This is a genomic window from Arsukibacterium ikkense (assembly GCF_000987775.1).
Taxonomy (GTDB): Bacteria; Pseudomonadota; Gammaproteobacteria; order Enterobacterales; family Alteromonadaceae; genus Alishewanella; species Alishewanella ikkense.
Genome location: NZ_LAHO01000026.1, coordinates 1 through 18,238, shown reverse-complemented (window position 1 = coordinate 18,238; position 18,238 = coordinate 1). Strand labels below are relative to the sequence as shown.

The 18,238-nt window shown below is 46.9% G+C and carries 31 protein-coding genes; all 31 read left to right on the top strand.

Features of this window, described 5'->3' with window-relative positions; all coding sequences use genetic code 11:
* Window positions 1-149 precede the first annotated feature (149 nt).
* The 31 genes from WG68_RS18660 to WG68_RS18520 all read left to right on the top strand — a co-directional run bounded on the left by WG68_RS18660 (window position 150) and on the right by WG68_RS18520 (window position 18,093).
* Window positions 150-1,889 carry an acyl-CoA dehydrogenase family protein gene (locus tag WG68_RS18660; protein WP_046559241.1) on the top strand — a complete coding sequence of 580 codons (1,740 nt, stop codon included), beginning with the start codon at window positions 150-152 and terminating at the stop codon, window positions 1,887-1,889.
* Window positions 1,890-1,950: 61 nt separating this feature from the next.
* Window positions 1,951-2,814 (top strand): phospholipase A, encoded by an 864-nt coding sequence (locus WG68_RS18655; protein WP_046559240.1) that lies wholly within the window; start codon window positions 1,951-1,953, stop codon window positions 2,812-2,814.
* 245 nt (window positions 2,815-3,059) lie between these two features.
* Complete coding sequence (rpsJ, locus tag WG68_RS18650; RefSeq protein ID WP_019677715.1) at window positions 3,060-3,371, top strand: 30S ribosomal protein S10; 312 nt, start codon at window positions 3,060-3,062, stop codon at window positions 3,369-3,371.
* Window positions 3,372-3,400: 29 nt separating this feature from the next.
* A complete protein-coding gene (rplC, locus tag WG68_RS18645) occupies window positions 3,401-4,039 on the top strand; it encodes a 50S ribosomal protein L3 (protein ID WP_046559239.1) in 639 nt (212 codons plus the stop codon).
* A gap of 18 nt (window positions 4,040-4,057) precedes the next feature.
* On the top strand, window positions 4,058-4,663 hold the full coding sequence (gene rplD / locus WG68_RS18640; RefSeq protein ID WP_019677717.1) for a 50S ribosomal protein L4: 606 nt from the start codon (window positions 4,058-4,060) through the stop codon (window positions 4,661-4,663).
* Window positions 4,660-4,962: a 50S ribosomal protein L23 gene (gene rplW / locus WG68_RS18635; RefSeq protein ID WP_046559238.1), complete on the top strand. Its 303-nt coding sequence runs from the start codon at window positions 4,660-4,662 to the stop codon at window positions 4,960-4,962. The genes rplD and rplW overlap by 4 nt, the downstream gene beginning before the upstream one ends.
* Window positions 4,963-4,978: 16 nt before the next feature.
* Entirely contained in the window at window positions 4,979-5,803 is an 825-nt protein-coding gene (rplB, locus tag WG68_RS18630; RefSeq protein WP_046559237.1) for a 50S ribosomal protein L2, read from the top strand.
* A 16-nt stretch (window positions 5,804-5,819) separates the two neighbouring features.
* Window positions 5,820-6,098 carry a 30S ribosomal protein S19 gene (rpsS, locus tag WG68_RS18625; protein ID WP_019677720.1) on the top strand — a complete coding sequence of 93 codons (279 nt, stop codon included), beginning with the start codon at window positions 5,820-5,822 and terminating at the stop codon, window positions 6,096-6,098.
* 10 nt (window positions 6,099-6,108) lie between these two features.
* Window positions 6,109-6,441, top strand: coding sequence for a 50S ribosomal protein L22 (gene rplV / locus WG68_RS18620; protein WP_046559236.1), 333 nt, complete (start codon window positions 6,109-6,111; stop codon window positions 6,439-6,441).
* A gap of 9 nt (window positions 6,442-6,450) precedes the next feature.
* Window positions 6,451-7,164, top strand: coding sequence for a 30S ribosomal protein S3 (gene rpsC, locus WG68_RS18615; protein ID WP_019677722.1), 714 nt, complete (start codon window positions 6,451-6,453; stop codon window positions 7,162-7,164).
* Window positions 7,165-7,176: 12 nt separating this feature from the next.
* On the top strand, window positions 7,177-7,590 hold the full coding sequence (rplP, locus tag WG68_RS18610) for a 50S ribosomal protein L16 (RefSeq protein WP_046559235.1): 414 nt from the start codon (window positions 7,177-7,179) through the stop codon (window positions 7,588-7,590).
* Window positions 7,590-7,781 (top strand): 50S ribosomal protein L29, encoded by a 192-nt coding sequence (rpmC, locus tag WG68_RS18605; protein ID WP_046559234.1) that lies wholly within the window; start codon window positions 7,590-7,592, stop codon window positions 7,779-7,781. Before rplP ends, rpmC begins: the two co-directional genes overlap by 1 nt.
* Window positions 7,781-8,035, top strand: coding sequence for a 30S ribosomal protein S17 (gene rpsQ / locus WG68_RS18600; protein ID WP_046559233.1), 255 nt, complete (start codon window positions 7,781-7,783; stop codon window positions 8,033-8,035). The genes rpmC and rpsQ overlap by 1 nt, the downstream gene beginning before the upstream one ends.
* A 168-nt stretch (window positions 8,036-8,203) precedes the next feature.
* Window positions 8,204-8,572 (top strand): 50S ribosomal protein L14, encoded by a 369-nt coding sequence (gene rplN, locus WG68_RS18595; RefSeq protein WP_019677726.1) that lies wholly within the window; start codon window positions 8,204-8,206, stop codon window positions 8,570-8,572.
* 9 nt (window positions 8,573-8,581) lie between these two features.
* Complete coding sequence (rplX, locus tag WG68_RS18590) at window positions 8,582-8,896, top strand: 50S ribosomal protein L24 (protein ID WP_046559232.1); 315 nt, start codon at window positions 8,582-8,584, stop codon at window positions 8,894-8,896.
* A gap of 19 nt (window positions 8,897-8,915) precedes the next feature.
* Window positions 8,916-9,455 carry a 50S ribosomal protein L5 gene (gene rplE / locus WG68_RS18585; RefSeq protein ID WP_019677728.1) on the top strand — a complete coding sequence of 180 codons (540 nt, stop codon included), beginning with the start codon at window positions 8,916-8,918 and terminating at the stop codon, window positions 9,453-9,455.
* Between the two features lie 11 nt (window positions 9,456-9,466).
* Window positions 9,467-9,772, top strand: a complete 306-nt coding sequence (gene rpsN / locus WG68_RS18580; RefSeq protein WP_046555274.1) for a 30S ribosomal protein S14 — start codon at window positions 9,467-9,469, stop codon at window positions 9,770-9,772.
* A gap of 21 nt (window positions 9,773-9,793) precedes the next feature.
* Window positions 9,794-10,186, top strand: a complete 393-nt coding sequence (gene rpsH, locus WG68_RS18575; RefSeq protein ID WP_046559231.1) for a 30S ribosomal protein S8 — start codon at window positions 9,794-9,796, stop codon at window positions 10,184-10,186.
* Window positions 10,187-10,201: 15 nt separating this feature from the next.
* The gene (gene rplF, locus WG68_RS18570) at window positions 10,202-10,735 is read left to right on the top strand and encodes a 50S ribosomal protein L6 (protein ID WP_046559230.1); all 534 of its coding nucleotides are present in this window, start codon (window positions 10,202-10,204) and stop codon (window positions 10,733-10,735) included.
* Window positions 10,736-10,744: 9 nt separating this feature from the next.
* Complete coding sequence (gene rplR / locus WG68_RS18565) at window positions 10,745-11,095, top strand: 50S ribosomal protein L18 (protein WP_019677732.1); 351 nt, start codon at window positions 10,745-10,747, stop codon at window positions 11,093-11,095.
* Between the two features lie 9 nt (window positions 11,096-11,104).
* Window positions 11,105-11,608, top strand: coding sequence for a 30S ribosomal protein S5 (rpsE, locus tag WG68_RS18560; RefSeq protein WP_046559229.1), 504 nt, complete (start codon window positions 11,105-11,107; stop codon window positions 11,606-11,608).
* Between the two features lie 6 nt (window positions 11,609-11,614).
* A complete protein-coding gene (gene rpmD / locus WG68_RS19480; RefSeq protein ID WP_083981985.1) occupies window positions 11,615-11,797 on the top strand; it encodes a 50S ribosomal protein L30 in 183 nt (60 codons plus the stop codon).
* 3 nt (window positions 11,798-11,800) lie between these two features.
* Window positions 11,801-12,235: a 50S ribosomal protein L15 gene (rplO, locus tag WG68_RS18555; RefSeq protein WP_046559228.1), complete on the top strand. Its 435-nt coding sequence runs from the start codon at window positions 11,801-11,803 to the stop codon at window positions 12,233-12,235.
* Between the two features lie 15 nt (window positions 12,236-12,250).
* Window positions 12,251-13,579 (top strand): preprotein translocase subunit SecY, encoded by a 1,329-nt coding sequence (secY, locus tag WG68_RS18550; protein WP_046559227.1) that lies wholly within the window; start codon window positions 12,251-12,253, stop codon window positions 13,577-13,579.
* Between the two features lie 22 nt (window positions 13,580-13,601).
* Window positions 13,602-13,715, top strand: coding sequence for a 50S ribosomal protein L36 (gene rpmJ, locus WG68_RS19475; RefSeq protein ID WP_008950799.1), 114 nt, complete (start codon window positions 13,602-13,604; stop codon window positions 13,713-13,715).
* Between the two features lie 129 nt (window positions 13,716-13,844).
* Window positions 13,845-14,201 (top strand): 30S ribosomal protein S13, encoded by a 357-nt coding sequence (rpsM, locus tag WG68_RS18545; protein WP_046559226.1) that lies wholly within the window; start codon window positions 13,845-13,847, stop codon window positions 14,199-14,201.
* A gap of 14 nt (window positions 14,202-14,215) precedes the next feature.
* Entirely contained in the window at window positions 14,216-14,605 is a 390-nt protein-coding gene (rpsK, locus tag WG68_RS18540) for a 30S ribosomal protein S11 (RefSeq protein WP_019677737.1), read from the top strand.
* Window positions 14,606-14,638: 33 nt separating this feature from the next.
* Window positions 14,639-15,259: a 30S ribosomal protein S4 gene (rpsD, locus tag WG68_RS18535; protein WP_019677738.1), complete on the top strand. Its 621-nt coding sequence runs from the start codon at window positions 14,639-14,641 to the stop codon at window positions 15,257-15,259.
* A gap of 23 nt (window positions 15,260-15,282) precedes the next feature.
* Window positions 15,283-16,272 (top strand): DNA-directed RNA polymerase subunit alpha, encoded by a 990-nt coding sequence (locus WG68_RS18530; RefSeq protein ID WP_046559225.1) that lies wholly within the window; start codon window positions 15,283-15,285, stop codon window positions 16,270-16,272.
* Window positions 16,273-16,311: 39 nt separating this feature from the next.
* Window positions 16,312-16,710, top strand: a complete 399-nt coding sequence (gene rplQ / locus WG68_RS18525; protein WP_046559224.1) for a 50S ribosomal protein L17 — start codon at window positions 16,312-16,314, stop codon at window positions 16,708-16,710.
* A gap of 192 nt (window positions 16,711-16,902) precedes the next feature.
* A complete protein-coding gene (locus WG68_RS18520; RefSeq protein WP_235357795.1) occupies window positions 16,903-18,093 on the top strand; it encodes a serine hydrolase in 1,191 nt (396 codons plus the stop codon).
* Window positions 18,094-18,238: the final 145 nt, after the last annotated feature.

Below are 18,238 nucleotides of genomic sequence, written 5' to 3'. Positions count from 1 at the left end.
TTAGCAGTGATGTAAAGAAGGCTCCCCTGTGGAGCCTTTTTTTATGTCTTTATCATTTGCTTTAATTCCTGCTGAAAAAATTCAAACACTTGTTCGAAAGCTTGGCTTATGCCATATTGTTAACTCATCCGTCCAGTGAGGAATTTGCTATGAGCAGCTATCAAGCCCCAATATCCGATATGACTTTTAATTTGTTTGACGTCTGGCAATTAGATCAGTACTGGCAAACGAATGCGCAGTTACAGGACTTAATAGAAGGGGATACTGCCAAAGCGATTCTGGAAGAGGCAGCAAAAATATGTGAACAACAAATTGCTCCCTTTGCCGGCGAAGCTGACCAACGCGGTGCACAATTGACTAATGGTGTAGTGAGTTTGCCTGCACATTACCACACGGCTTATCAGAGCCTGGTGGAAGGCGGTTGGACAGGTTTGAGTGGCGATCCAGAATACGGCGGCATGGGCATGCCAAAGGCTTTATCGATGATGGTGGATGAAATGCTCTGTAGCGCAGACATCGCGTTTTCGCTGTATCCGGGTTTAACCGCCGGTGCTTGTGTTGCTTTACTGCAGCATGCCGACGATGCTACCAAGCAAACATATTTGCCCAAACTGTATAGCGGCGAGTGGTCAGGCACCATGTGTTTAACCGAATCGCACGCCGGCTCTGATCTGGGCATTATGCGCACCATGGCAAAGCCGAACGACGATGGTAGTTATGCGATCAACGGCTCAAAGATTTTTATCACCGCCGGTGAGCATGAACTTACCGCTAATATTATTCATCTGGTATTGGCTAAGTTACCTGATGCCCCGGCAGGCAGCAGAGGCATTTCATTGTTTCTGGTGCCTAAGTATCTGCTTAATGAGACCAGCGAACCCGGCGAGCGAAATGCGGTAACAGTCGGCTCTATTGAGCATAAAATGGGCATTAATGGCTCAGCGACCTGTGTTCTAAACTTTGATGATGCTAAAGGCTATTTAATCGGCGAGCCACACCGTGGATTAAGTTGTATGTTTACCATGATGAACTACGAGCGCTTGTCGATGGGCAGTCAGGGCTTGGGGGCGGCCGAGCGCGCTTATCAGAATGCGCTGGCTTATGCCAAAGAGCGGCTGCAAGGGCGGACGACCAGCCAGGATCCAAATAAGGCCGATGCTATTATCGGTCATCCTGATGTACAGCGGATGTTGTTAAACATTAAAGCGATGAATGAAGCAGGCCGGACTTTTGCGACCTGGGTTGCAGCGCTGCTGGATAAGTCTAAATATGATAATTGTACAATCTCTGGCCAGCGCGCCAACTTACTTACTCCTATTACTAAAGCCTTTATGACCGACCAGGGACTGGATGCCTGTGTGACTGCGCAACAAATTTTTGGTGGCCATGGTTATATAAAAGAGTGGGGCATGGAACAACTGGTACGCGATGTACGAATTGCCCAGATATATGAAGGTACCAACGGCATTCAGGCGGCTGATTTTATGTTGCGTAAAGTTGCGGCGGATGAAGGTACGGTGTTATTAAGTCTGCTGGATGATATTACCGATGAATTGGCAACCAGGCCCCTTATAGAAGCTGCGCCGCTAACCAACGCTATCACAGACTTGCGGCAGCTTACTGCCCAGCTACTTACAAAGGATAATACTACCCTGGCTGGTGCGGCCTGTGACTACCTGGCGTTGGTCTCTTACGTACTATATGGTTATATGTGGTATAAAAACCTGCTGGCACTTGATGACAGCAAGCATAGCCGCAATTTTATTGCAGCCAAGACTCACACTGCGAGTTGGTACTTTAAGCGTATTTTACCGAGAGCGGCAGGAATAAAAGCGATATTAAGCAATGATGCAGCATCGTTATATACACTCGCACCCGAGCATTTTTGAGTTTAGGGCGGGTGTTACTTTGAAGAGTGACATTCAACAGCGGCGATGCTAAGGGTGTATTATGAAGTTATTACTCGGCAGTCTGCTGCTTTTGGCGGCGCTGCCACTTTTTGCCGCTGACGCATTAGATAAAAGATTAAAAGCGGAGCAATGGGACAATTACGAACCCTTTACGTTGCTGCCACACAAAACCAACTACCTGATGCCACTGACGTACGTTGATGGCATCGCCAGTACCTTAAGCCGCGATGGCGCAAGCGCGCCCTCTGATAATGTGGAAGCGAAGTTTCAGCTAAGTCTGAAGACCCCGCTATGGACTAATATCTATAAAGACAAAGGGTATTTGTTTTTCGCATTTACCCAGCAGGCCTATTGGCAGGCTTACAATACCGAAGTGTCATCGCCTTTTCGGGAAACGAATTACGAACCTGAGCTAATTCTGATGCTGCCGCATTACCGCAACTATGAAGAAGCCGCCAGCCGGATCATCAGTTTAAGCCTATCTCACCAATCCAACGGCCGCGCAGGTGAGCTGTCGCGAAGCTGGAATCGTTTAAAGCTAAGTTGGGTAACCTCCGTTGGTAATGTGTTCATCAATTTCGAACCCTGGTATCGCTTTAACGAACAGAAAAAAGCCACGATAGTTGACACTAAAGGTGATGACAATCCGGACATCACCAAATACATGGGCTGGTTTGAATTGTCGGCGGCTTATAAGCAGGACGATGCAACCTGGCGCCTGATGTTGCGTAATAATTTACGCAGCGATAACAGGGGGGCCGTCCGCCTGTCATACTCACAGCCTTTTAACCGCCATATTCGACTTTATGCTGAGCTGTTTAGCGGATATGGTGAGAGCCTGATTGACTATGACCGCTCGGTTACCCGTTTTGGTATTGGTTTTGAATTAAACGATATTCTCTAAGCAGCAAAACACAGCGCAAATTATAAACAACACTTGCGTTAATGGCTGATTTCAGTATAATGCGCGGCCAGTCGATTTAATTCTGACTGCAGCGGTTGACAGTACTGAACCTTTTTCATACTGAGTTAACTGTTCTACAATGCTCCCGATTGGGGAGCAACTGGTACTTTGGTGCATAAGCATACCCAATTAGGGTGATGGCTTATGTTTATTTTTGCTCTTTTTGCTCTTTGAGGCTTTGATACATGAGTAGTCAAAGGATACGCATCCGTCTGAAAGCGTTCGATCACCGTTTGATCGATCAGTCAACTATGGAAATCGTTGACACAGCTAAGCGTACTGGCGCCCAGGTCCGTGGTCCAATTCCACTGCCAACCCGTCAGGAACGTTTCACTGTTCTGATTTCTCCTCACGTCAATAAAGATGCGCGTGACCAGTACGAAATCCGTACCCACAAGCGTTTAATCGACATCGTTGAACCAACCGAGAAAACGGTTGATGCGCTGATGCGTTTAGATCTGCCTGCTGGCGTTGACGTTCAAATTAGCCTGGGTTAATCAGACAGGTTTTTAGAGAGGTTTAGGAAATGGCTATCGGTCTAATCGGTCGTAAAGTGGGCATGACTCGCATCTTCACTGAAGATGGCGTATCAATCCCTGTAACCGTAATCGAAGCGACACCAAACCGCGTTACTGCTGTTAAAACGCAAGACGTTGAAGGCTATAGCGCGCTGCAAGTGACTGCTGGTACTGTTAAGGCAAGCCGCCTGAACAAACCAGAATCTGGCCACTTTGCGAAAGTGGGTGTTGATGCTGGTCGTGGTCTGTGGGAATTCCGCCTGCAAGACAACGAAGGCGCTGACATTCAGGTTGGCAGCGAGATTACTGTGGATATTTTCGCAGATACGAAAAAAGTTGATGTGTCTGGCACATCAAAAGGTAAGGGTTTCCAAGGTGCTGTTAAGCGCTGGAATTTCCGTACTCAGGATGCTACTCACGGTAACTCTTTATCACACCGTGCGCCTGGTTCGATTGGTCAAAACCAATCCCCGGGTAAAGTATTCAAGGGTAAAAAAATGGCTGGTCACATGGGCGCAGAACGGGTAACCGTGCAATCGCTTGAAGTGGTTCGTGTAGACGCAGAGCGGAACATTCTGTTAGTAAAAGGCGCAGTGCCTGGTGCTATCGGCGGTGACGTGATCGTTAAACCAGCTGTTAAAAGCTAACGTCTGAGGAGATAAGTGATGGAATTAGCATTACGAGACGCTCAAGGCGCTCTTGAAGTTTCCGAAGCTACCTTTGGACGTGAGTTTAACGAAGCTCTGGTACACCAGGTAGTCGTTGCCTATGCAGCTGGCGCCCGTCAGGGTACCCGTGCACAGTTAACCCGTTCAGAAGTTCGCGGTGGCGGCAAGAAGCCATGGCGCCAGAAGGGTACAGGCCGTGCCCGTGCTGGTACAATCCGTAGCCCAATCTGGCGCGGAGGCGGTGTGACATTTGCGGCTAAGCCACAAGATCACAGCCAGAAAGTAAACCGTAAAATGTATCGCGGTGCGATCATGAGCATTCTGTCTGAATTAGTTCGTCAGGAGCGGTTAATCGTGGTTGAAAACTTCGCAGTTGATACCCCGAAAACCAAGGAGCTGTCTGCCAAGTTAAAGGCGATGGATCTGAAAGACGTGTTAATTGTGACCAACGAAGTAGACGAGAACCTGTTCTTATCTGCACGTAACCTGTACAAGGTTGACGTACGTGACGTACACGGTATCGACCCGGTCAGCTTAATCGCATTCGACAAAGTGTTAATGACTGCTGCTGCAGTTAAACAACTTGAGGAGCTGTTAGCATGATCCGTGAAGAACGTTTACTGAAAGTGATTCTGGCTCCGCACGTTTCTGAAAAAGCAACTAATGCGGCAGAGAACAACAACACTATCGTTTTCAAGGTATCTACTACCTCTACTAAAGCTGATATTAAAGCGGCCGTAGAAAAACTGTTTGAAACAGTAGTAGTAGGTGTTCGCACTGTTAATGTTAAGGGTAAGACCAAGCGCACTGGTGCGCGTATGGGCAAGCGTAGCGATTGGAAAAAAGCTTACGTGACTCTTAAAGAAGGCAGCGAAATCGATTTCGTTGGCGGCGCTGAGTAAGAAGAGGAGTTAGGAAATGGCACTTGTAAAGTGTAAACCTACGTCACCAGGTCGTCGCCACGTATTAAAAGTGGTTAACCCTGACCTGTACAAAGGCAAGCCTTATGCTCCTTTGTTAGAGAAGAAAGTTAAAACTGGTGGTCGTAACAATAAAGGTCGTATCACTACCCGTCATATCGGTGGTGGTCACAAGCAACATTATCGTGTTGTCGACTTCAAACGCACTAAAGACGGCATTCCGGCTAAAGTTGAACGCTTAGAATACGATCCAAATCGTACCGCTAACATCGCTTTAGTACTGTATGCAGACGGTGAGCGTCGTTACATTCTGGCCCCTAAAGGCATGAAAGCTGGTGATGCAATTATTTCTGGTATGGACTCGCCTATTAAAGCGGGTAACACTTTGCCACTGCGGAATATCCCGGTTGGTCAGGTTGTGCACAATATCGAAATGAAACCAGGTAAAGGCGGTCAGCTGGCTCGTTCAGCCGGTGCTTTCGTACAGATCCTGGCGCGTGACGGTGAGTATGTCACTCTGCGTCTGCGTAGCGGTGAAGTTCGTAAAGTATTAGCAGATTGTCGCGCGACTATCGGTGAAATCGGTAATGCCGAGCACATGTTACGTCAATACGGTAAAGCTGGTGCAATGCGCTGGCGCGGCATTCGCCCGACCGTACGTGGTGTAGTAATGAACCCGGTTGACCACCCACACGGTGGTGGTGAAGGTAAGACTTCTGGTGGTCGTCACCCTGTTACACCATGGGGCGTACCAACTAAAGGCTACAAAACTCGTTCAAACAAGCGTACTGATAAACTTATCGTACGTCGTCGTGATAAATAATTTGTGAGGAATTGCCATGCCACGTTCTCTCAAGAAAGGTCCATTTATTGACCTTCACTTGCTGAAGAAGGTAGAGAAAGCGTTGGAAAGCGGTGACAAGAAGCCTATAAAGACTTGGAGCCGTCGTTCAATGATCATACCTGATATGATCGGTTTGACCATCGCTGTCCATAATGGTCGTCAACATGTACCGGTGTTTGTCTCGGAAGAGATGGTTGGTCACAAGTTAGGTGAATTTGCACCTACTCGTACTTACCGTGGTCATGCAGCCGACAAAAAGGCCAAGAAGCGCTAAGGGGTAAATGATGCAAGCATTAGCTAAACACAAATTTGCCCGTTCATCTGCACAGAAAACTCGTCTGGTCGCTGACCAGGTGCGTGGATTGTCAGTTGATAAGGCGCTGAACGTACTGACTTACAGCCCGAAAAAAGCTGCAGAGTTAGTTAAAAAGGTTCTTTTATCAGCCATTGCCAACGCTGAGCACAACGAAGGCGCGGATATTGATACGTTAAAAGTAAAGACCATCTTCGTTGATGAAGGTCCTTCTATGAAACGGATTAAGCCACGCGCTAAAGGTCGTGCTGACCGTATTGTTAAGCGCACCAGCCACATTACTGTGGTTGTAGCTGATAACTAGGAGATAGAAATGGGACAGAAAGTACATCCTAATGGTATTCGCCTAGGTATCACTAAGCCGTGGAGCTCAACCTGGTTCGCGAATACAAAAGATTTCCCGGATTTTCTGAACGGTGACTACAAAGTTCGTCAGTACCTGACGAAGCAATTGAAAGCCGCTTCAGTAAGCCGGATTGATATTGAGCGTCCTGCGAAAAGCATCCGTGTGACTATTCACACTGCTCGTCCAGGCGTAATTATCGGTAAGAAAGGTGAAGATGTTGAGAAGATCCGCAAGCAAGTAGCTGCCATCGCTGGCGTACCTGCGCAGATCAATATCTCTGAAATCCGCAAGCCTGAATTAGATGCTAAGTTAGTTGCTGATTCAATCAGCAGCCAGTTAGAGCGTCGCGTTATGTTCCGTCGTGCCATGAAGCGCGCCGTACAAAACGCCATGCGGATTGGCGCTAAAGGTATCAAGGTACAGGTGAGTGGCCGTTTAGGCGGCGCTGAGATTGCCCGTGATGAATGGTATCGTGAAGGTCGTGTGCCACTGCACACTCTGCGCGCTGACATTGATTACAACACCTCAGAAGCTTTAACTACTTACGGTATCATTGGTGTTAAGGTGTGGATTTTTAAAGGCGAGATCTTAGGAGCTCTGCCATTAAGCAGCAACACCAACAACGCTAACAATAACAACCAGCCTAAAGCGCCGAAAAAACCGGCACGTAAGGCTAAGTAGGGGTATTGAGCGATGTTGCAACCAAAACGTACAAAATTTCGTAAAGTGCACAAAGGTCGTAACCGTGGTTTAGCCCAGGTAGGCGATAAAGTATCTTTCGGTACTTATGCACTGAAATCATTAGAACGTGGTCAAATGACTTCACGTCAAATCGAATCTGCACGTCGTGCTATGACGCGGGCCGTTAAGCGTGTTGGTAAAATCTGGATCCGTGTGTTCCCAGATAAGCCAATTACTGCTAAGCCGCTGGAAGTACGGATGGGTAGTGGTAAAGGTTCTGTTGAGTACTGGGTATGTCAGATTAAACCTGGCAAAGTTCTGTACGAAATGGACGGTGTGTCTGAAGAGTTAGCACGTCATGCTTTTGCATTGGCTTCTGCTAAGCTGCCATTTAAGACAACCTTTGTAACGCGGACGGTAATGTGATGAAAGCCAGCGAATTAAAAGCGAAAAGTGTTGAAGAGTTAAACACTGAATTATTAGGTCTGTTACGTGAGCAGTTCAATATGCGCATGCAAGCAGCTACTGGTCAGTTAGCTCAGACGCATTTATTGAAGCAGGTGCGTCGTAATATCGCGCGCGTTAAGACTATCTTAACCGAGAAGGCAGGTGCGTAATGACTGAAGCGAATATCCGTACACTGCAAGGTAAAGTGATCAGTAACAAGATGGATAAATCTATCACTGTTGCTATCGAACGTTCAGTGAAGCACCCGATTTACGGGAAATTCATTAAGCGTACTACCAAACTGCACGTACATGATGAAACTAATCAGTGTAAAGAAGGCGACGTAGTCACAATTCGTGAATGTCGTCCTCTGTCCAAGACGAAGTCCTGGACCCTGGTAGCGGTAGTTGAATCAGCGTCTTAATTTCTAAGTCGCTGAGAGAGACGGCCCTTAGGGGCCGTTTTTTATTATTAAACTATCCATTTGGTAAAAGTGCTGTTATAATCACGCGCCCTTCTATCTGGGGGGGTATTTATTATCGTAAGCAGCGTAGTCCGAGAGGGCTATATAGTAGAATAGCGGAGCACTAAGATGATCCAGATGCAATCTATGCTGGAAGTCGCAGACAACAGCGGCGCGCGCAGCGTAATGTGTATTAAGGTCTTAGGTGGTTCACATCGCCGTTATGCCGCAATTGGTGACGTCATTAAAATTACTGTTAAGGAAGCAATTCCGCGCGGTAAGGTTAAAAAAGGTGACGTTCTAAATGCAGTGGTGGTGCGTACACGCAAAGGCGTACGTCGTCAGGACGGGTCATTAATCCGTTTTGATCGCAATGCAGCAGTGTTGTTGAACACTAAGCTGGAACCGATCGGCACACGTATTTTCGGACCTGTAACACGTGAACTTCGTGGCGATAAGTTTATGAAGATCGTGTCACTGGCACCAGAAGTACTGTAAGGAGTCACAATGGCTAGTAAAATCCGTCGTGATGATGAGGTTGTTGTTCTTACTGGTAAGGACAAGGGTAAACGCGGCAAAGTAACGAAAGTTCTGCTTTCTGAAGATCGTGTTTATATTTCGGGCGTTAACCTGGTAAAAAAGCATCAGAAACCTGTTCCTGCGCTTAATACCCCGGGTGGTATCGTTGAGAAAGAAGCCTCTATTCATGTTTCAAATGTAGCGATTTTCAACCCTAAAACGGGTAAAGCTGATCGCGTAGGTTTCCGTTTTGAAGATGGCAAGAAAGTCCGCTTCTTCAAATCGAATAATGAAGTAATCTAATTGCTATTGGAGTAATACGATGGCGAAACTGCATGAAATTTATAAAGACACCGTAGTCCCAGAACTGTTTAAACAGTTTGGCTACACCAGCGTCATGCAAGTCCCTCGGATTGTTAAAATCACGCTCAATATGGGTGTGGGTGAAGCGGTTGCAGATAAAAAGATCCTGGATAACGCCGTAGCGGATTTAACCGCTATTGCTGGCCAAAAGCCACTTATCACTAAGGCTCGTAAGTCTGTAGCTGGTTTCAAAATCCGTGAAGGCTACCCTATTGGCGCAAAAGTGACCCTGCGCGGCGAGCGTATGTGGGATTTTTTAGAGCGTTTAGTCTCTATTGCTATCCCGCGTATTCGTGACTTCCGTGGTGTAAACCCGAAGTCATTTGATGGCCGTGGTAACTACAGCATGGGTGTACGTGAGCAAATCATTTTCCCAGAAGTCGATTACGATAAAGTAGACGCAGTACGTGGTTTAGATATCACTATTACGACTACCGCCCGTAGCGATGACGAAGGACGTGCTTTACTTGCCGCGTTTAACTTCCCGTTCAAGAAATAAGGTGTAGGGTCATGGCAAAACAATCAATGAAAGCTCGCGAAGTAAAGCGTGCACAACTGGTAGCCAAGTTCGCTGCAAAGCGTCATGAGCTGAAAGACCTGATTGCGAATCCAACAACTTCTGATGAAGATCGTTGGGCAGCAGTTCTGAAGCTACAGACGTTGCCGCGTGATTCCAGCCCCTCACGTCAACGTAACCGTTGTCGTGTAACAGGTCGTCCACATGGTTATCTGCGTAAGTTCGGAATGAGCCGTATCAAGGTTCGTGAAGCAGCTATGCGCGGTGAAATTCCTGGCCTTCGTAAGGCTAGCTGGTAAGAATCACGGGAGTAACGAGCTATGAGCATGCAAGATCCAGTAGCGGATATGTTTACTCGCATCCGCAACGGCCAAGCTGCCAATAAAGTTGCGGTTAAAATGCCAGCTTCAAAACTGAAGCTGTCAATCGCGAAAGTATTAAAAGACGAAGGTTACATCGGCGATTTCGCTGTATCTGGTGATGTTAAACCAGAGCTGGAAGTTACATTAAAGTATTTCCAGGGCAAATCAGTTATTGAGACTATCGATCGTGTTAGTCGTCCAGGTCTGCGAATCTATAAGAAGAGCGGCGAATTACCTAAGGTAATGGGCGGTTTAGGTGTGGCCATTGTGTCAACATCTAAAGGACTAATGACTGACCGCGCCGCGCGCAAGGTTGGTATCGGTGGCGAAATCATCGGCTACGTAGCGTAACGGAGGTAGTAATCTATGTCTCGTGTTGCTAAGGCCCCAGTCACTATTCCAACCGGCGTTACTTTAACGCAAAACGGCCAGGTAGTGTCGCTGAAGGGCAAAAACGGCGAGTTAACGGTTAACGTAAACTCTGCAGTTGAGATCGTTGTCGAAGGTAACGTATTACGTACCATTCCACGTGACGGTTTCGAAAATGCAAACGCACAAGCGGGTACTGCCCGTGCACTTATCAACAACCTGGTTACTGGTGTAAGCGAAGGCTTCTCTCAGAAACTGGAATTAGTTGGTGTTGGTTACCGTGCAAAAGCAGAAGGTAAGGTGTTAAACCTGAGCCTGGGCTTTTCACACCCCGTGGTGTTTCAGGTGCCGGAAGGTATCACTATTGAAACTCCTACCCAGACGGAAGTATGGGTAAAAGGTGCTGACAAACAATTAGTTGGTCAAGTTGCAGCAAACATCCGGGCATACCGTAAACCAGAGCCTTATAAAGGCAAAGGTGTTCGTTATGCGAATGAAAACGTGCGCCGTAAAGAAGCGAAGAAAAAGTAGGGTAGGACGATGGATAAGAAACTTGCTCGTCTGCGCCGTGCCAAACGCACTCGCAGAAACATTATCGAACAAGGTGCGAATCGCCTGGTTGTACACCGTACACCACGTCACATCTACGCCCAGCTTATCGCACCAAATGCTGAAGTGATCGTTGCGGCTTCTACTGCAGAAGCCACTATTCGTGAATCATTGAAGTACACAGGTAACGTAGATGCTGCAAAGGCTGTAGGTAAAGCGATTGCCGAACGCGCAGTAGCCAAAGGCGTTACTGCTTGTGCTTTTGACCGCAGTGGCTTCCAGTATCATGGTCGCGTGCAGGCGTTAGCAGACGCAGCACGTGAAGCCGGTCTTCAGTTCTAGGAGTAGCTCATGGCTAACGAAGATGCTAAACAACAATCTGATTTACAAGAGAAGCTTGTTGCAGTTAACCGCGTGTCAAAAGTAGTAAAAGGTGGACGTATATTCTCCTTTACTGCATTGACAGTAGTCGGTGACGGCAACGGCCGCGTTGGTTTCGGTTATGGTAAAGCGCGTGAAGTACCCGCTGCTATTCAAAAAGCAATGGAAAAAGCACGTCGCAACATGACCCAGGTTGAGTTAAATGGTCACACTTTACACCACCCAACCCGTGGTGTGCACTCAGGCTCTAATGTATTTATGAAGCCTGCATCAGAAGGTACTGGTTTGATCGCTGGCGGTGCAATGCGCGCCGTACTAGAAGTAGCGGGCATCCAGAACATTCTGTCTAAGTGTTACGGCTCAACTAACCCAATTAACGTAGTTCGCGCTACCATCAATGCCCTGGCTTCAGTGAAGTCACCGGCACAAGTGGCAGCTAAACGCGGTTTACGCGTTGATGACATTTTGGGGTAATTTGCCATGGCGAAGAAGACAATTAAAGTAACCCAGACTAAATCGAGCATCGGTCGTTTACCGAAGCATCGTGCAACGTTAACGGGTTTAGGTTTGCGCCGTATTAACCACACTGTTGAAGTAGAAGATACACCTTCTGTTCGCGGTATGATTAACACTGTGTATTACATGGTTAAGGTGGAGGAGTAAACGATGCTGTTAAATACACTTTCTCCCGCACCAGGTGCAAAGAAAGATAGAAAACGCGTAGGCCGTGGTATCGGTTCTGGCTTAGGTAAAACTGCAGGTCGCGGTCACAAAGGTCTGAAGTCACGTTCAGGCGGTAAAGTGCGCCCTGGTTTCGAAGGCGGTCAAATGCCATTGAAACAACGTTTGCCTAAGTTCGGTTTCACTTCTCAGAAATCTCTGGTTTCTGCTGAGGTTCGGTTACACGAGCTGGCTGCTGTAAATGGTGACGTAGTGGATTTAGCAACCTTAATGGAAGCTAACATCATTTCTCGCACTGTTAAGTTCGCTAAAGTTGTGCTGTCTGGCGAGATTACTCGTCCGGTAACCGTAAAAGGTTTAGGCGTAACCAAAGGCGCGCGTGCTGCCATCGAAGCCGCCGGCGGTAAGGTCGAAGAATAATAAGGATAGTACGCTATGGCTAAACCAGGTTCGGACTCAAGAGGTGCAAAAGGCGGATTCAGCGAGCTGAAATCCCGTCTGTTATTTGTACTTTTGGCCATAATCGTATTTCGGTTAGGCTCCTTTGTGCCAATTCCTGGAATTGACGCCAACGTGCTGGCTCAGTTATTCGAGCAACAAAAAGGCACCATCGTTGAAATGTTTAACATGTTCAGCGGTGGTGCTCTTGAACGGGCTTCTGTATTTGCGCTGGGTATTATGCCCTATATCTCTGCTTCAATTATTGTTCAGCTGTTAACCGTGATGCATCCGCATCTGGCCGAGCTGAAGAAGGAAGGCGAAGCGGGCAAGCGTAAGATTAATCAGTACACTCGTTACGGTACTTTAGGTTTAGCAATACTGCAGTCTATAGGTATAGCTACTGGCTTACCGAATATGATGCCGGGGTTAGTACTTAACCCGGGTTTTGCATTTTACTTTACCGCGATCATCAGTTTGGTTACCGGCACCATGTTCCTAATGTGGTTAGGTGAACAGATTACCGAGCGTGGTATTGGTAATGGTATTTCGCTGCTTATTTTTACCGGTATTGTTGCTGGCTTCCCGTCTGCCATTGGCCAGACGATTGAGATGGCACGTCAGGGCGATTTGCACTTTTTACTATTAGTTGCTATTGGTGTAATTGTTATTGCGATTACCTGGTTTGTGGTGTTCGTTGAACGCGGCCAGCGTCGTATTGTGGTTAACTATGCTAAGCGTCAGCAGGGCCGTCAGGTGTTTGCCGCGCAAAGTAGCCATTTACCGTTAAAGGTAAATATGGCTGGGGTTATACCGCCAATTTTCGCGTCTAGCATAATTCTGTTTCCAGGCACTATTGCCAGTTGGTTTGGTGCAGGCGAAGGTATGGTTGCTAACTTCCTCCAGGAAGTGTCGCTAGCTTTATCTCCGGGACAACCGCTGTATATGATGTTATACTCGGCGGCTATTATTTTCTTCTGTTTCTTTTATACTGCGTTGGTATTTAACCCGCGTGATACAGCAGATAACCTGAAGAAATCCGGTGCTTTTATCCCTGGGATCCGTCCTGGTGAGCAGACATCAAAATACATCGATAAAGTAATGACCCGGTTAACCTTAGCAGGTGCCTTGTATATTACCTTTATCTGTTTGGTTCCCGAGTTCATGATGGTTGCATGGAACGTGCAATTCTACTTCGGCGGTACATCATTATTGATTATCGTAGTGGTAATTATGGACTTTATGGCACAGGTACAGACCCATCTGATGTCGCATCAGTATGATTCTGTGCTTAAAAAGGCAAATCTTAAAGGCTATAGCCGTTAAGATATATTTGCGGAGTTAAGTTATGAAAGTACGAGCTTCCGTTAAGAAGATCTGCCGCAACTGTAAAGTTATCAAGCGCAACAATGTTGTGCGGGTAATCTGCAGCGAACCTAAGCACAAACAGCGCCAGGGTTAAGGTAGAAAACAGTTTATCGGGCTGGACATAGCGTTCGGCCCGTTAATTGTTTGCAATATGAGCGCCATTTGAGTATCCTTACGGGCTTTTCAAATTGGCACCTTTTAAATTTTTTATAGGAGAACGTTAGTGGCCCGTATCGCTGGCATTAACATCCCCGATAATAAACATGCAGTTATCTCTTTAACTTATGTTTATGGTATCGGTAAAACCCGCGCTAAATCAATTTTAGCCTCAGTGGGTATCGAAGAAAGTATGAAAATTGCTGCATTATCTGATGCGCAGTTAGATACGCTTCGTGAAGAAGTTGCTAAGTACACCGTTGAAGGTGACTTACGCCGTGAAGTGACATTAAACATTAAACGTTTAATGGATCTTGGTTGTTACCGTGGCTTACGCCACCGTCGTAGTCTGCCAGTTCGTGGTCAGAGAACTAAGACCAATGCGCGCACCCGTAAAGGTCCACGCAAAGCGATTAAGAAATAGGACGGGGTAATAACATGGCAAAAGCACCAGTTCGTACTCGTAAACGGGTAAAAAAGCAAGTTTCTGATGGTATGGCTCATATCCATGCTTCTTTCAATAATACCATCGTTACGATCACCGATCGTCAGGGTAATGCTCTTTGCTGGGCAACTTCTGGCGGTTCAGGTTTCCGTGGCTCGCGTAAGTCAACGCCGTTCGCTGCTCAGGTAGCTGCTGAACGTGCCGGTACTGCCGCGTTAGAATATGGTCTTAAGAACCTTGAAGTGTTTGTAAATGGTCCAGGCCCAGGCCGCGAATCAGCGATTCGTGCCCTTAATGCCGCTGGTTACCGCATTACAAATATCACCGACGTGACGCCTATTCCGCATAACGGATGCCGTCCACCTAAAAAACGTCGCGTGTAATTACAGCGCTTCACGGATTATTGGAGAAAGAAGATGGCAAGATATTTGGGTCCTAAGCTCAAACTTAGTCGTCGCGAAGGTACAGACCTGTTCCTGAAAAGCGGCGTAAGAGCAATTGATTCAAAGTGTAACTTAACTACTGCTCCTGGTCAGCACGGCGCACGTCGCGGTCGCTTATCAGACTACGGTTTACAGTTACGCGAGAAGCAAAAAGTTCGTCGTATGTACGGCGTGTTAGAGAAGCAGTTCCGTAATTATTACAAAGAAGCTGCTCGTTTGAAAGGTAATACCGGTGAAAACCTGTTAGCGTTGTTAGAGTCTCGTCTGGACAACGTGGTATACCGTATGGGTCTGGCCAGTACTCGTGCTGAAGCACGGCAACTGGTAAGCCATAAAGCCATTTTATTGAATGGCAAAGTGCTTAACATCCCATCGTACACTGTATTACCTGAACAAGTGATCTCTGTGCGCGAGAAAGCCAAGAAGCAGGCACGTATCAGTGCAGCTCTTGAAGTAGCAGCGCAACGTGAGAAACCAACTTGGATTGAAGTTGACAACACGAAGCTGGAAGGCGTTTTTAAACGTCTGCCTGAGCGTTCTGACTTGTCTGCGGACATCAACGAACAGTTAATCGTCGAGCTTTACTCTAAGTAAAGCTAATTGTTAAGAGAGGATATATGCAGGGTTCTGTCACCGAATTCCTTAAGCCGAGATTAGTTGGTATCGAAAGGATCAACCCAACTCGTGCCAAAGTTACTTTGGAACCACTAGAGCGCGGTTTCGGGCATACCTTGGGCAACGCGTTACGTCGTATTCTGTTATCGTCAATGCCAGGTTGTGCAGTGACTGAAGTAGAAATCGACGGCGTTCTCCATGAGTACAGTGCCAAAGAGGGTGTGCAGGAAGATATCATCGATATCCTTCTGAACCTAAAAGGCCTTGCCGTTCGCCTGGAAGACAAAGATGAAGTCACGCTGACTTTAACGAAGAAAGGTGCCGGCCCTGTAACTGCTGGAGATATCCAGCGTGGCGACGGTGTGGTTATTACTAACCCTGAGCACGTTATTTGTAATCTGACTGGCGAAACTGAATTCAGTATGCGCCTGAAGATTGAGCGTGGTCGCGGCTATGTGCCTGCATCAGCTCGTTTGTCCTCCGATGATGACGAACGTCCAATAGGTCGTCTGTTATTAGACGCGTCGTTCAGCCCGGTTGAGCGTATCGCTTATACTGTGGAATCGGCGCGGGTAGAGCAGCGTACTGACCTGGATAAACTGATCATCGATATGGAAACCAATGGCACTGTTGAGCCAGAGGAAGCCATTCGTCGCGCAGCAACAATTCTGGCCGAACAGCTGGAGTTCTTTGTTGAATTGCGTGATAAGAGTGAGCCGGAAAAACGTGAAGAGAAGCCGGAGTTCGATCCGATTCTGTTACGTCCAGTTGATGATTTAGAGCTAACAGTTCGTTCTGCTAACTGCTTGAAGGCAGAGCAGATTCAGTATATCGGTGATCTGGTACAACGTACCGAGGTTGAGTTGCTGAAAACGCCTAATCTTGGTAAGAAGTCACTTACCGAAATCAAAGACGTGTTGGCGTCGCGCGGTTTATCCTTAGGCATGCGCCTGGAAAACTGGCCGCCAGCTAGTTTGGTAAATAAAGACTAACCAGACACCAGTTCCTGGTTTAGTGAGAAGGAATAGATCATGCGCCATCGCAAGAGTGGTCGTCAATTAAATCGGAACAGCAGCCACCGTACTGCAATGTTCCGCAACATGGCAAGCTCGTTGGTGAAGCACGAAATCATCAAAACGACTTTGCCAAAAGCTAAAGAGTTACGTCGTGTGATCGAGCCATTGATCACCCTGGCTAAAAACGACAGCGTTGCAAATCGCCGTTTAGCTTTTGCCCGTACTCGTGATAAAGAAGTAGTTGGTTTGTTGTTTAACGTTTTAGGTCCGCGTTACAACGCGCGTCCAGGTGGTTACACTCGAATTTTGAAGTGTGGCTTCCGTACTGGCGACAACGCTCCAATGTGCTACATCGAATTAGTTGACCGTCCAGAAGTGGACACGTTGCCAGTTGAAGAAACTGCTGCGGAATAAATTAATTCCTAAGTAAAAAACCGGGCTTTCGCCCGGTTTTTTTATGGCTGTTTGTTTTTCAACAGAAATATGACTAAGCTACAATCTACTGGTTTCTGGTGGTGTGTTATGCAGTCAGTTCGTGCTTTATTTATTGTCGTAATTTCAATCTGGTCTCTGCTGTTTCCCGTTCACTCTGCAGGCTGTGTTGCTATGCAGCCTGAAAAATGTCATCCGCTGCTGCCATTACTAGCTGAAACGTCAACATTGTACCCAATGCTTAACCATGTCGTGGTGAATCCTGATCGTTTTAAAGTGCAGATCCTTTATACGCAGATAGATCGCCGGCAAGATAATATGGTGGAATTTACGCATTACCAGTTCGGTCTGGATGAAAGCCGTTACTTTTACCCCGCGAGCACCGTTAAACTGCCAGTATCGTTGCTGGCGCTGCAGTGGTTAGAGCAGCAAAACCTGCCTGGGATAACCAGAGATACCATAATGCTCAGCGATAGTAACCGGGCGGCGCAAACTACAGCGCTGGCAGATGTTACGGCAGAGCATAAACTGCCAAGTGTCGGCCATTACATCAAGAAGATCCTACTGGTTAGTGACAATGACGCTTACAATCGCTTATATGAACTACTTGGCCAGGATTATATTAATAGTCAGCTAAAGCATAAGGGCTTAACGAACACGGTAATTAACCATCGCTTAAGCCTGCCCCTGGCTGAAGAGGAACAACGGCAGTACAACCCAGTGCGGTTTGTAGACGCTGACAATCGGACGGTATTATCACTACCTGCCCGTAACAGCGTTAAGCGCTACGTTAATCAGCCGGCACCGCTGTTAGGCAAAGCACATATTGCCAATGGCGAGCTGGTGCCAGAGCCAATGGATTTTAGTCAAAAAAACCGGTTTTCTATAGTGGATTATAACGGCGTGCTAAAAAGGATCTTTTTCCCGCAAGTATTCAGCGCCGAACAACAGTTTAATATTAGTCAGCAAAACCGCGATTTTATTATGCGTTATATGGGCCTGGTACCGTCGGCAAACCGTTACCCGAATTATGACGTAAATGAATTCCCTGACAATTATGCAAAATTTTTATTAGTAGGTGGGCAAGCTGAGCCAATACCGGGCCATTTTAAAATTTTTGATAAAACCGGTTGGGCTTATGGCCATGCTATTGATGGTGCCTATATTGTCGATACCGAACATAATGTCGAGTTTTTGCTGGTCGCGGTAATTTATGCTAATGAAAATGATACTTTGAATGATGACAACTACCAGCTTGATGAAATTGCCAAGCCTTTTATGCGCCAGTTGGGTCAATTGATCTACCAACACGAGTTACAGCGCCAACGTTCCATAGCGCCTGATCTTAGCGACTTAAATAAATAGTCCGGATAGAACGAATGTTTTTTCAACGATTTGCAGCTAATTACGCCTGATTGAACAAAAAACAGGCGGTCAGTCATCATTATGTCAAAAAGATCTTGATCCTATTTGCCGGATCTCTATAATGCGCATCCACAGACGGGGCAGC